Below are 14,087 nucleotides of genomic sequence, written 5' to 3'. Positions count from 1 at the left end.
ACGCTTAAACAACAATGGCCGAAGCAATTTCGGCCATTGTTGCGTTTTAGGCAGGTGGTTTATCTTTTTTGATCTCAGCCAAAATCAAATCGCGCAAGATCGGGTTGTTGACCGTATCGGGGGCTGGTGGTTTTGGTTCTGGTGGCTTGGGAGGATCTGCTGGTTTTTCCTCAACCTTCTTCTTTTCTTCTTTTTTGGTTTCCTTGCCATGAATTTTGAAGATCAAGCGTTGTAGGAGGCGCAAATTGACCAGCACGGCAATTGCCACAACCCCAAACAGCAACATTGTGGGAAAACGCTCGACAAACACCATTGCCACACGGCTACTCGCAGCCCAAGGGCTGAGCATCAGATCATTGTTATACACATTGCCATAGCGCAGAATTAGGCTCAGCAGCAAGATGCCATTGAACAAGCCAGCGCCAGCACCAAACCAACGCGAGCGGCCCAAGGCCAATTGCTTGCGCGAAGGCAAGAGCAAGGCCCCGCCATAGCCGATAAAAATCGTGCAGATCAGCAGCAGAATAATCGAAATCCACGCGGTGGTATCGGCAATATCTTGATTGAAGCGAGTGGCATTATTTGGCCCCCAAATTGGCCCCCAAAGCTCAGCCAACAACGCTCCCAACAAGATTCCAATTAATGTCATGGCCTCGCGCTGAATCCCACGGGTCGCGCCTAGAATGGTCAATCCCAGCGGGACACCCAGCAACAATACATTGAAGACTAGACCCACAACAACCTTCCTTTTGTGCTGATGGTTTTGCTACGAGCTATGATAGCACAGCCCTTGCCTGCCGCGCACAACCAAAAGCGGCCTTTCGAAACTCGAAAGACCGCTTTGCACCGCTGCTTGATTAGGTTTACTTATTGCGAGTTAGCCCGCACATAGTAGCCTTGATCGAGGTATTGTGGGCTGAACAGCACCAAATCAGTTGCATCAGGAGCCACATCAAACACTAACGCCGTGGTAAAGTTGCCACCTGGCGCGGTTTGTTTTTGGTTGATGTATGGGAAGCCACGATTAACAAAATCGGGGTAGACATTGGTTACAGCTTCGGAAGCGTCAAGATTGGCGCGATACACACGGCCTTGCGCATCTTTCAATACAACCAAATCTGCAGGAATGGTGCGACCACCATTGGTATCAGCCATCAACAAGCGCACTGCAATCCAACGGCCTTGCGGTTGCAGGTTAATTGCATTGCCATCAGCAACTAAATTGCCGCCAGCATAGTTGAAGAACCAAGCATCAACATTCAATGGAATCGTGCCATCGGAAGGCAATAAGGCTGGTTGAGCGCTGCCCAATTGTTGATCGACTGGGAAGGTATTGGGATCAACGATTGGTGGTACAGCGGTTGGTTGTGGCACGTTTGAATCAATCGTTGGCTCAACGATTGGGGTTGCCAAGGCCAGATCAACCGTTGGCGTAATTGGTTCGGTTACACCGCCGCCAATCGTTGTTGGCTGTGGTGTATTCAAATTGGAAACTGGCTCAGGATCGCCTGAGAAAATGAACTTCCAAGCCAAGAAGCCCAACAAGAGCAACAGCACTATCCCAACTACAGCACGGATTAGGGCGCTATTGCCTTGGTTGGTTTTGCGTTTGCCGCCGCGTGGCGTAACGTTATTGCTTTCTGCAGTTGCCGCCGACAAGGTTGGTGAACGCCGAATTGGTTTTTTAGCTTCTTCGGGCTTAACTTCAATTTGCGAAACATCGACCCGTTCGCGGTTCATGTAGGCATCGAGGTCGAGATCATCGCCAAAATCTGGAATATCGAAATCGACCGATGAATCGTTGCCACTCTTTTGGCGATCGCTCATGGCGTTTGAATAGCTGCCCAGCGAATCCAACGACATGGCAAATTCTTCATCTGGTGTTAGTTCGCGGGTTCGGGCAGGTTCTGCTTTGGCAGCAGGTGCAGGAGTTGGCTCAACGGCACGTGGGCTTGGTTGCCCCCAATCGACATCAAAATCATCTAATGCGGTAGTGGTTGCTGGCTCCACAAAAACTGGTGCAGGTTCTGGAGCAGGCGGCGGTGTTTGAACAGCAGGCTTAGCCGTTGGGCCACCAAGCGCCTCTAAACCTTGACGGGCCAATTCATTCGACGGATCGAGTTCGGTGACTTTCTCCAGCGCAGCACGCTTTTCTTCGCGATCCTCGGCAACACCAGCCAACCACAGCCATGCTTGGGGGTCGGATGGAGTCTCGCGGGTCAGCAAACGGAAAAGTTTCCGCGCCTCTTCTTTGTCACCCGCACGCGCAGCTTCGATACCGAGCTGCAGGATGCTCTCTTTGTCTGCCATGCGGTCTCCTTGCCTGCACGTATTGTTCCAGGCACTAGCGCACAATTTGTGCCATAAGAGAGGGATACAACGGTATTGGGCGTTATTGTATCACACGCCTTAGATGCGGGCAAAGCCTATTCTTCAGCGTTATGGGTGATTTTTGGTAAACTAAGGGTTTTGTCAAAGATCAAAATCTGTGTAGCATGACGGTAGTGGTCTTTTCACCCAAGCTCAGCATGAAGGAGTTGTCTATGGCTAGTCGTCCAGATTTTCGCTATGTTGCCCACACTTTGGTGGAGCAATTGATCACTGATCGGCGTGATTTACACCAGCACCCTGAACTTGGCTTCGAGGAATTTCGCACTGCCAAAATTGTGGCCGATCGCTTGCGTGAGTTGGGCTACGAGGTAACCGAAGGGCTGGCCACAACTGGCGTTTTAGGCGTGATTCCAGCACAGCCAGGCGGCAAATTGGCCATGTTGCGCTTCGATATGGATGCGTTGCCAATTCACGAGCAAAACGATGTTGATTATCGCTCAACCATCGATGGCAAAATGCATGCCTGCGGCCACGATGGCCACGTTGCAATCGGCTTGGGTGTTGCCGCAGCCTTGATGCAAAACCGCGAAGCGCTCGGCAATGGCGGCATCAAATTGCTGTTCCAGCCAGCAGAAGAAGGCGGCGGCGGTGCGCAAAAGATGGTCGAGGCTGGCGCGATGGAAAATCCACGGCCTGATATTTCGCTGGGCCTGCATATTTGGGCACCGATGCCCTTGGGCACTGCCAATGTGCGTTCTGGGCCAATTATGGCTTCTGCTGATACGTTTAATCTGGAAATTACCGGCAAGGGCGGCCACGGCGCACAGCCAGAAACCACTATCGATTCGGTGTTAGTCGCTTCGCATATGGTCGTCGCCTTGCACTCAATCGTCAGCCGCAATATTCACCCTGAACAACCAGCAGTGTTGTCGGTTGGCTCGGTTCAAGCAGGCACAGCCCACAATATCATCGCCCACAACGCCACCCTGACGGGCACGATTCGCAGCTACGATCCCGAAGCTCGCGAGCGTTTGAAGCAACGGGTGCACGAAGTCGTCCAAGGCGTAGCCGCAACTTTTGGCGCAACCGCCGTTCTCAAATACGATGAAATGTGCCCAGCGACGATCTGCGATCCTGCCGCCACAGCCTTGGTGCGCGGTGCAGCCGAAGCAATTTTAGGCGCTGAAAATGTCGGCGACAGCGAGCGCACCATGGGTTCAGAAGATATGTCGGTGTTGTTGAATGAAGTGCCTGGCTGCTATTTCTTCTTGGGTGGCCAAACCTTGGAGCGAGAATTGGGCGCGCATCCCCATCATCACCCAGCATTTAGCTTCGATGAAGGAGTTTTGCCCTTGGGTGTAGCAATTTTATGTGAAGCTACCACCCGCTATCTCAATGGGGGCAACCAATGAGACAGCGCGTTTGGCTGCAACGCTTATTTCAAATTGGCATGATCATGAGTTTGGCTGGCTGTGGCGCAACCGCCAGCACGCCAGTAGCCTATCCAGTTCAAACTGTCGCGCCAACGATTGTGCCCTTGCCCAAGCCAAGTGTGAGCGATAGCCCACAGTTCAACAGGGCCAATGCGATGGAATTTGCCAAAGTGCAAATGCAATGGATTCCCCGCGACACTGGCACGCCTGGCTGGCAAGCCAACGGCGATTGGATTATCCAAACCTTGCTTGAATATGGCTGGGACGTTGAAGAGCAATTTTTCAACGTGCCCGAAAATAAAAAAGGCCGCAACATTATTGCCAAACGCGGAACGGGGCCGTTGGTGTTGCTTGGCGCGCACTACGATGCCCGCCGCTACGCCGATAATGATCCCGACCCCAATAAGCGTATGCAGCCAGTGCCAGCAGCCAATGACGGAGCCAGCGGGGTTGCGGTGCTGCTTGAATTGGCGCGTGTGCTCAAGCCAGAACGCCTGAATGAGGAAGTTTGGCTAGTATTTTTCGATGCTGAGGATAATGGCACAATTGGCGAGTGGGGCTGGACGCTTGGCTCAATTGACCTTGCCCCCAAGCTCGAAACTGAACCCAAAGCCGTGGTGATTGTCGATATGATTGGCGATGCAGACCAACAAATTTACCTTGAGCAAAGCTCTACGCCAGCCTTGCGGGCCGAAATTTGGCAACAAGCAGCAGATTTGGGCTATACCACGTTCATTTCAGAAACCAAACACCATGTGCTTGATGATCACACGGCCTTCTTGCAAATGGGCTTTAGCGCTGCCGACCTGATCGATTTTGATTACCCACATTGGCACACCACCAATGACACAATCGATAAACTCAGCGCTACGGCCCTAGAAGCAGTTGGGCGCACACTTGAAGAGTGGCTAACCAAAAATTAACCACGATTAAACAATGCAGGCCACGGTTGCTCGACCGTGGCCTGTGTGTATTTAACGGGCGTTTTCGCCGTAGAGCCGTTGGCGCAGTGAGGTTATGTCGTTGCGCAAGCGTGCATCGCTGTTGAGTTCGTCGTTGATTTTGTTGTAGCCATGCATGACGGTGGTGTGGTCGCGACCGCCGAGCAATTCGCCAATTTCCACCAGCGAAGCATCGGTCTCTTCGCGCAGCAAATACATTACAACTTGGCGCGGCAATACGACGTTGCGCGAGCGGCCACGCCCGCGAATCGCTCGTTGATCGATGCCATAATGTTGCGAAACTTCGCGAAAAATATCATCAGATGTGACCCGTTTGCGCCGACTGGTATCGAGCAAATCGGCCAAGGCAGCGGAAGCAACCTCAACCGTCACTGGCGTACGATTAAGATTGGCATAGGCAATCACCCGATTCAAACAGCCTTCAAGCTCACGAATATTGCTTTGAATGCGCTGGGCCAAGAAGTCGATTACATCGGATGAAACTGGCACTTGCAAGGTTTCGCCTTTGGCACGCAAAATTGCCGTCCGCGTTTCCAGATCAGGGTTTTGCACATCGACAATCAAGCCCCATTCAAAGCGCGAGCGTAAGCGTTCTTCGAGGGTCAAAATCGCTTTTGGCGGGCGATCGGAGCTGAGCACGATTTGCTTGCCAGCGCCATGCAAGGTGTTGAAGGTATGAAAAAATTCTTCTTGCGTACCTTCTTTGCCAGCGATAAATTGAATATCGTCGATTAGCAAAATATCGATATTGCGATAGCGAATGCGAAACTCTTCGGTTTGCTGGCGGCGAATGGCGTTGATCAAATCGTTGGTGAATTTCTCCGACGACACATAGAGCACATTCACTTCTGGATTGCGATCCAAGGCATAGTTGCCAATTGCCTGCAACAAGTGGGTTTTGCCCAACCCAACACCGCCATACAAAAAAAGCGGGTTATAGGCTTGGGCCGGGTGTTCGGCCACCGCCATACAAGCGGCATGGGCCAAACGGTTGGAGCTACCAACAATAAACGACGAGAAGGTATAGCGTGGGTTCAGCACCGATGAGCGATTGGGATCGCCCAAGGGCAATTGGTTGAGCATTGGCGCAGGTTGGTTGAAACTGGCAAAACTTGGCTCGACCACCTCTGCTGCTTGGCTGGGTTCGGCTGGCGTGGGCGTGGCAGGCTCGCTTGGCGCAGCAGGTGCACTGCTGATAATCACCCGCACATTCACTTGATAGCCCAAAACCTCGCCCAAAGCGCGGCGCAACACACTCATAAAACGATCTTCGATCACCTGCTTGGTGGTAACATTCGGCGCGCCAATCACGGCTAAATCGTTGGCAACCGAAACCAAGGCTGTAGTTTTGAGCCACGTATCATAATCGTAACGAAGTATTTGGTTTTGCAAAGTCCCGAGGGTTGTCAACCAAATCTGTTTTGTATCCAAAATTAAAAGCTCCTCTGTGCTGGTGGGTCGTCCAACTCGCCGTTGAGTTCATCAGCCCACAGGAGAGTAAATCGTATCGATGTAGGCATAAATGTAGCTTGCATGATAGCGGATAGTAGCGTTTCTTGGCAAACTCGCATGGCTGCTGCCAACAGGGTGTGGATAAGCAAATTTGTGGATATGTGGAAAACCAGATCTAGCACTAGAATAACATGCGCATTCTGCTGATTAGAATGGGCTATTTACTGTCTACAACGCTCGTGAATAGCATGTTGATAAGCAGTGGAACGCTGTGGAAAACAGCCTAAAAACGGAGACTTTACAGTCTCCGTTGATCATGGTCGTTTAGGCAGCGCGTTGATCATTTTTGCTGCGATTGGGATTATTGCGGCGCACAAGGTTGGTTGAGCCACAGGCATGGCATTTGGCGTTATGCGGCATTGGGCCTGAGATTTGCATTTCATGATTGCATTTTTTGCAGACCAAGGCCTCGGTCGAGAAATCGCTGACATCTTCGTAGCGGCCTGTTTTGATCATCTTCATTGAATGCCTCCTTCGGCATATGGGTTGCTGCTTTTCACTATAGCTAGCCACCAGCCACAAGGCGACCCTTGAAGATGACAAATCAAGGACATTTGTAATTTGGTGTTTTGGATTTGGTATCGCAGTAGCACGCTTAAGCATAAAAAAAGCCCCTCGCCCGTAATCCGAGCGAGGGGTTGGGGTAAACCTAAATTTGCCTACTTCACGACGTATGGCAAGTAAACCAGCCATTCATCGTCGTCGACAATCGTTACTTCGATGCTGGCAGTGCCAAGCGTGAGGTTGGTTGGATTGCTCAAGCCAACGCTAAAGGTTTCGTTTGGTTCCTTCACCCGATCGCCAACAATGCTGATGCTGACCACTTTTTGGGTTTCGCCAGCAGCAAAGTTGAGGGTCAGGTTTTGGCTAACATAGTCGCTGCCTGCGCTGGCAGTGCCCGCAGTTGTGGCTAATTGCACACTGCTTGCCCGACCGCTGGCCGTCGAAAGCGTCACGGTGAATTGCACGGTTGTGGTAATTCCAGATCCTTCAATCACGCTGTTGAGGCCGCTCAAAGCCACGCTTGGCGTTGGATCATTATCAACAATTGTGGCCGCGCCAGCAGTGCCGAGGGTTGCGCCGCCAGTTGCGCTACTGAGCACGAGGGTAAAGGTTTCGTCGGCCTCATCCAAAAGATCGCCAAGCACGACGACGGTTACCGTTTTGGTCAGTTCGCCTGGTGCAAAACTGAGCGTGCCAGCGGTTGACGTAAAGTCATTGCCATCCAAAGCCGTGCCCGCCAAAGTTGAATAATTGACGGTTACAGCAGTAGCGCTCGGGTTGGAAAGGCTGACATTGAAGGTTGCATTAACGCTGTTGGCATCGCCTTCGGTGACGCTGATAGCGTTGGCGTTGATCGTTGGCGCACCATCGTCGTCGATAATCGTTGCCAGTGCATCGGCCACGCCAAGGCTCGCATTTTGTGGATTGCTGGCAGTGATGGTAAAGGTTTCGTTGCTTTCGTCGATCAGATCGCCATTGACGTTGACAAAGACGTTTTGGCTCAACTGACCTGCGGGAATCGTCAAGGTTCCGCTGATGGCGGTATAGTCGCTGCCAGCGGTTGCGGTGTTGTCGAAGGTGGCGTAATGCACGGTTACGATTTGGCTGCTAACTGCCGAGAGCGTCGCAGTAACGGTCAAAGGCTTGGTGCCTGTATTGCCTTCGGTGACAGTCGCAGCAGCAAGGCTGAGCAACGGAGCCGTATCATCATCGAGAATCACGACCGTACCAGCACTGCCAGCTGTGGCATTGCTTGGGTTGCTCAACTCAACAGTGAACGATTCATCGGTTTCGTCGAGCAGATCGCCAAGCACTTGTACATCAATAGTTTTGCTGGTTTCGCCTGGGGCAAAGCTCAGCGAGCCATTGCTGGTTGTGAAATCAACATTGGCAGTTGCAGAGCCAGCGACCGTTGCATAATCAACCGTAATCACGCTGCTGCTTGGGTTGCTCAGGCTCACGTTGAGGGTCACGGTTACGCTGCCGCTGTTGCCTTCGCTCACTTCGCCATTGGCCACCGTGATGATTGGCGTTGCATCGTCGTCGAGAATCGTGGCAATCGCTTCATCATTGCTAATCGTCGTGTTAACTGCGTTGCTCAGCGCCACATTGATCGTTTCGTTTGGCTCGTCGATCAAATCGCCAACGACGGCAATATTGATGGTTTTGCTGGTTTCGCCTGGGGCGAAATTGAGCGTGCCAGTGATTGTGGTGTAGTCGCTGGGAGTGCTCGCCGTGCCATCGGTGGTCACAAATTCAACGCTAATTGGCAAATAGCTGGCATTCGAAAGCGTAACTGGCACGGTAATTTGGCCAGGTGTGCCGCTGCCTTCATTAGCGCTAGCAGCATTCACGCTGATTGTTGGCGCGCTATCGTCGTTAGTGATTGAGCCAATGCCTTGGCCATCGCCAATTGCCGCATTGGTGGCGCTCAACAAATTGATAAAGAAGCGTTCGTTGAGTTCAAATTGGCTATCGCCATGAACTTCAATCGTCACTGGCACGCTCAAGCTATTGGCTGGAATCGTGGCAGTAGTGCTGGCGGCGGTGTAGTCTGCTGGAGCAATCGCCGTATCATCAGCGGTTACATAACTGACAACGACTGGGCTAGCACTGACCGCCGATAAACTCAGGGTAAAGTTCAAGTTGGTCGTGCCGCTATTGCCTTCGACCACACTTACATCGTTGACGCTGACGCTTGGCAAGTTGCCAACCGACGAACAGCGCGAGAATTCCGAGGTGTTGCCGCTGGCATCAACCGCCGTTGCGGTCACCCGTTGGCCCAAAGCCACGGTTGTGGTCAAATTGGCGGTGTAGGAAATTGCGCCAGTTGCCCCAGTGTTGATTGCATATGAACCGATGTAGGTTTGACCTTCGCCAAAGTTGCTTGGGTCGCACGCGCCTTGGCCATAGAAATCGAGAGTCAAGGCTGCATTTGGTGCGCCAATATACGAGCCAATAATTTGGGTCAAACCACCACCAGAGCTGGTCGATTCAACAATTGGATAGTTGAGCAAATTGTTTGGCCCAGTATCGCTGTCGTTGGTATCGTTGGCGGTTACACCATCGCCATTAGCATTATTATCGGGGCCAAGGTCAATGCCCAAACGATTGTTGCTAAAGATGCTGTTGCGCTGAATCCGTTGGGTCGTGGCCACTGCCGCGCCTTGGGTAATCAGCACGCCATTCTTGGCGTTGAAGGCAATCACGTTGCCAGCGCCTTGGGCCGAGCCACCGATGGTTGTGGTGGTGCCAGCAGCCACCCGCACGCCGTTGAATTGGTTGGCGACCCCAGTTGGGCTAGCAGGCGCAACAAAGGCGTTCGTACCAATGTAATTCCCTTGAATCACATTCGCTGCCGAACTTGCAGTAAAGATGTTGATCCCGTTATTGCCGTTGCCGGAAATGACGTTGCGCTCGCCGATGGTTAGGCCACCAATTTGAGTATTGCGCGCGCCGTCGAGCTTGATACCATCGCTGACGTTGCCCAGCGCAGCATTACCATTCAAGGTTGTACCAATGTAGTTGCCCTTGATGATATTGCCAATCGCCGAGCCGCCGCCAATCACAATCCCGTTGCTATTAGCTGAGATCACGTTGCGTTCGGCGGTGGTTGGGCCACCAATCGTATTGCCGCCAACATTGAAGATATAAACCCCAGCCGAGCTATTGCCCAAGGCCGAGCCACCGCCATTGTTGGTGCCGATGTAGTTGCCAGAAATTTTATTGTTGGTTGCGCCAGCCTCGATAATTGCTACGCCATCGCTGTTGTTGCCAGAGATCACGTTGCGTTCAGCGGTTGTACCGCCAACCAAGGTATTGGCGCTGCGATCGATAAAGACCCCACGTTGGCTATTGCCAATATCGAGAGTTGCACCAATGTTAGTGCCAATAAAGTTACCTTGAATGCGGTTGCCCAATGGCGCTGAGGTAACGTTCACCAGCACGCCATGTTCGACGTTGCCAGAAATAATGTTGCCCAGTGTACCAAATGTGCCGCCAACTTGATTGTTATCGCTACCGATGCGCACGCCGCTCTTGCTATTGCCAAGCGCTGCATTGCTATTCAAGCTGGTGCCAATGTAATTATTTTGAATAGTTGTGGTGTTGGCTCCAGCAACCAGCGTAATCCCATCGCCATCATTGCCAGAAATTAAGTTGCGCGCATTCGAGCCGCTGCTGCCGCCAATCAGGTTATTGGCAGATTCGACCCGCACGCCCGACAACGTATTGCCAGCATCGACCGTGCCCGAAGGATCAGTGCCGATGAAAGTACATTCAAGCGTGTTGCGGCCAAGGGTTGCCAAACGTACGCCGTTGCCAGCAAAGCGATTGATCACCAAGCCACGAATAAGGCTATTGCCGCCAGTTACATCGAGGCCATTGGCATTTGCGCCCGCCAACGAGCCGTTTAATTCGATCACCGGAGCGTTGCAGGCAGCGCCAGCTTGGCTCAAGCCATCGAGAATCACTGGAGCAGTGATTGTTGGCAAAGCTGCGGTTGGCGAGATAGTGCGCACGCCGCTGCCAAGCAGATTAAAGCGAATCGTATCGGTTTGAGGCGTGGTGTTGGCCAATGTAATGGCTTCGCGTAGCGAACAATTGAAGGTCGTACACGCCCCATCATTGGTATCGAGGTTGGTGCTGACCAAAATTGGCGAGGTTTGCACGCTGTTACTGGCTTCAAATGCGCCAATATCCAAGCGACCTTCGCGCACGCGCACAAAGCCAGGCCCGCGTTGGTCGGTGGCTGGCAAGCCAATTGGGGCTGGGTCGCCAGCGTTATAGGCTGGGCTATTTTGCAACACAGCAGCGGTTGGCGTGCCGCCGCCATTGTTTTGAACCTCACCAAGCGCTGGGTCTTGGCCAGTAATATTGCTGGCGGTTGAGCCGCTAAATACTGCGCCGCTTGGCACAGTTTCAATCAAGTTATAGCCATTTGAAGTGATGGTTTGGCCAGTGCCAACCCCAACATCGGCGCTGGTCAAGGCTGTGTTGGCAGCGCGTTGGGTATTGTTGGCCACAATCGTGTTGTACAAACTAAGCCGTAAACCTGGCTGACCAGCAGTGGTAACCCCGTTGACGACCCCACCAACAATCGAGCCACTGCTATTCGAGGCTGCATTGTAGGCAATCGTGCTGTAGTAGACATCAATTATGCCATTGTTATCGTTGTAAATTGCCGCGCCAGCCTTGCCTCGGTTGTAGGCAATCGTGGTATTGGTAATTGCTGTAGTCAAGTTGGCTGGGGGATTTTGAATATTTACGTGGTGAATCCCAGCACCCAAACCTGAGCCGCTGGTTATGCCACCAGAAGTGCTGGTGACGGTATTGCTCAACACAGCGCTATTGACGATCGTGGTGATACTGCCGCTAGTGCTGAATGCGCCACCATTGGCGGGCGCAGTATTACCCATAATCACGCTATTGTAAACCCGCAGCACGCCAGCAACCCCGCTGGTGCGTTGGTTACGTAATGCGCCGCCGTTACCGCTCGTACCAGCAGTATTGGAAAGCACAGCAGTATTGCTGATCACAACCGTGCCACCTTGGTTGAGCACAGCGCCACCATTGGCAATGCCCGTATTTGGGGCTTTACCACGTTGCAAGGTCAAATTGTAGATTGCAAGATTGGCGGTCGTTGCCGTGACATTGAACAAGCGCACGCTATTGTTGCCATCGATTTTCAAGCCAGGCGCGGCGGCCCCATCGATCACGACCACCCGCGCAACGCTCAATTCAGCAGTTAATGTGATCGTTTGGCCCGCCAAACTTGCATCAAACACAATTGGCGAACAGGTTGCGTTGGCCAAGGCTGCGCGCAACGAACCAACTGGCGGCGATGCTGCATCGCTGGTGTTGGTAACCGTACAAACCGCAGTCGGCGCGCTGGCAGAACGGGCTTCAGGAAGCTGTGGTGCTGCAATGCGTGCTGCTGTTGGTTGAAGTGGAACCACAAATAATGCCAACAAAAGTGCCAAATTAAGCACCAATGCACGACGACGAACCCGCTGCTGCAAAGTTCGCCCTTGATCAGGGGATTGGAGCATACAAACCTCGTACTAGACTCTCGAAGAGCAACCCTGCGCCGAGCATCATTACTCTTGAGGCCAATTAAGTGGAGACGATCAGCACAGCTTCAGCCGAGCTTAACGCCATCACCAACCTATGCCGCTCGTTAGTACGCAGCGGAGCAGTAAGTTATGACTAAGGTACTACTGAAGTGCATGGCGATTATATGCCAAGGTTATAGCAATTGCTAGGGAAAAATTTATTAAAATTGCGATCAATAGCGGTTCCAATTTTAACCAATTAATGTATTTTCATAATTAGGGCTATGGGCTGTTGGCTATTGGCTTTGGGCTATAGGGGAATGAATCAATGGAATTTGGGTCAATCGGTGGCAAAAAAATCATTCGTGGAGCAATGTTTTAACGCAGAGGCGCAGAGGAATGATGGCTAGGGGCTATTGGCTTTGGGTCTAGTAAGAATCTAATCAAAAAAATCTGTGCAATCTGTGGCAAAAAAACTTAACCTTCGCGGTTTCGTGCCCTTCGTGTCCTTCGTGGATCAATTCTTTAGCGCAGAGGCGCAGAGGAAGAAGGCTATTGGCTATAGCCATCATTCCGCTGCGTTAGTTAAAACCTACTTTTTTGACTTTTGATTTTTGCCCTTTGAATTGGCTTAAAATCCTCGGCGGCGCGTTCTCAAAATCGCAATTTTGGTCGAATGATTGAACGGCGCAGGATTCGTCACTGGCTTGCCAACGCGGGTATCAGGATAGCCCGTGAAATCTTGGCCAATATCAATAAACTGATCAATCGTGACATAGCCATCGGCACAAATTTTTTCGAGCAGTTCAATATATTCAGCGCCACTCAAAAACAGGGCATTATTGATGGCGATAATCGTGCCGTTGTGCTCCATCAGTGGCCGCACCCGATTCAGCACCTTGGTATAATTTTGGGCTAAATCGACAACGCCATGGTCAGTAGCGGCAAACATCGGCGGATCAACGATCACACAATCGAACAACTCTTCTTTGCGCTTAAACTTGTTGATTTGGAGCCAAAAGTCTTCAGTTTGAAAATCGGGCTTGTTAATTGGAAAGCCGTTCAAGGTATGCGAGGTTTTGGCAACATTCAAAAAGCGCCGATTGCGGTCGGTTTGTACAACGCGTTTTGCGCCTGCCGCAACGGCGGCCACGCCCAAACTGCCAGTGTAGGCAAAGGTGTTGAGCACGGTTTTATCGGCCACGTTGGCCAAAATCCACTCGCGCAAATTACGCGTATCCAAGTAGAGGCTTGAATCGCGGTTCATCGTCAGATCAAGCGCGTACCAAACCCCATGCTCGCGCACGCGGGTTGCCAGCTTTTCGCCATAGCGCAACACCCCGTTTTGGGCGGTTTCATCATCGGTATTACGGGTTTTCACCAAAATCGATTCGAGCCATGGCAAGCGAGTTGGCAACCAAGCCACCACTTGCTCAACCAAGGCCTCGCCAGCCTTGGCAGGCTCAGCGTAGTTATGCACAACCGCAGTCGTGGCATATACATCAATCACAATTTTGGGTTCGCCTTCAAGAAATCCATTGAACAAGCGCAAGCCTGCTTGATGGCGTTCGTCAAACAAACTCTCGCGAGCAACAATCGCCCGCTCTATTCGATCAGTCAAGTTCACGACTGGCATACTTCATCCTTATCGTTGCCAACACATCATTAGCATTATGCTATTTTAACCGAAATCGCCAATAACGATCAAAACCATGCCAAACTGGCAATAATTGGGCAAAAAGGAGCAATTGTTAAATAAAAAAAGGCGCAGTTGTTCAAACTGCGCCAGCGAA

8 protein-coding genes are annotated in these 14,087 nt (G+C 51.8%); 2 read left to right on the top strand and 6 right to left on the bottom strand.

The annotated features are described in order from the left end of the window. Positions 1-46 precede the first annotated feature (46 nt). Together C5S61_RS09905 and C5S61_RS09900 are read right to left on the bottom strand one after the other, a co-directional pair. Positions 47-736: a CvpA family protein gene (locus C5S61_RS09905; RefSeq protein WP_110514896.1), complete on the bottom strand. Its 690-nt coding sequence runs from the start codon at positions 734-736 to the stop codon at positions 47-49. Between the two features lie 131 nt (positions 737-867). After that, a complete protein-coding gene (locus C5S61_RS09900) occupies positions 868-2,310 on the bottom strand; it encodes a tetratricopeptide repeat protein (protein ID WP_110514895.1) in 1,443 nt (480 codons plus the stop codon). Positions 2,311-2,543: 233 nt separating this feature from the next. On the opposite strand from C5S61_RS09900, the gene C5S61_RS09895 reads away from it, so the two are divergent. After that, positions 2,544-3,743, top strand: a complete 1,200-nt coding sequence (locus tag C5S61_RS09895) for a M20 metallopeptidase family protein (protein WP_110514894.1) — start codon at positions 2,544-2,546, stop codon at positions 3,741-3,743. Next, the gene (locus tag C5S61_RS09890; RefSeq protein WP_110514893.1) at positions 3,740-4,687 is read left to right on the top strand and encodes a M28 family peptidase; all 948 of its coding nucleotides are present in this window, start codon (positions 3,740-3,742) and stop codon (positions 4,685-4,687) included. The genes C5S61_RS09895 and C5S61_RS09890 overlap by 4 nt, the downstream gene beginning before the upstream one ends. 51 nt (positions 4,688-4,738) lie before the next feature. Here the strand turns inward: C5S61_RS09890 and dnaA are convergent, their stop codons facing one another. From dnaA to C5S61_RS09870, 4 genes are all read right to left on the bottom strand, one after another. Next, positions 4,739-6,157, bottom strand: a complete 1,419-nt coding sequence (gene dnaA, locus C5S61_RS09885) for a chromosomal replication initiator protein DnaA (protein ID WP_110514892.1) — start codon at positions 6,155-6,157, stop codon at positions 4,739-4,741. Between the two features lie 345 nt (positions 6,158-6,502). Then, positions 6,503-6,700 carry a zinc ribbon-containing protein gene (locus C5S61_RS09880; protein WP_110514891.1) on the bottom strand — a complete coding sequence of 66 codons (198 nt, stop codon included), beginning with the start codon at positions 6,698-6,700 and terminating at the stop codon, positions 6,503-6,505. Between the two features lie 197 nt (positions 6,701-6,897). Beyond that, positions 6,898-12,291: a beta strand repeat-containing protein gene (locus C5S61_RS09875; protein ID WP_110514890.1), complete on the bottom strand. Its 5,394-nt coding sequence runs from the start codon at positions 12,289-12,291 to the stop codon at positions 6,898-6,900. A 634-nt stretch (positions 12,292-12,925) separates the two neighbouring features. After that, positions 12,926-13,930: a class I SAM-dependent methyltransferase gene (locus tag C5S61_RS09870; protein ID WP_110514889.1), complete on the bottom strand. Its 1,005-nt coding sequence runs from the start codon at positions 13,928-13,930 to the stop codon at positions 12,926-12,928. Between the last annotated feature and the right edge of the window lie 157 nt (positions 13,931-14,087).

This window comes from Herpetosiphon llansteffanensis (assembly GCF_003205875.1).
Classification (GTDB): domain Bacteria; phylum Chloroflexota; class Chloroflexia; order Chloroflexales; family Herpetosiphonaceae; genus Herpetosiphon; species Herpetosiphon llansteffanensis.
This window is presented reverse-complemented; position numbering and strand designations above follow the sequence as displayed.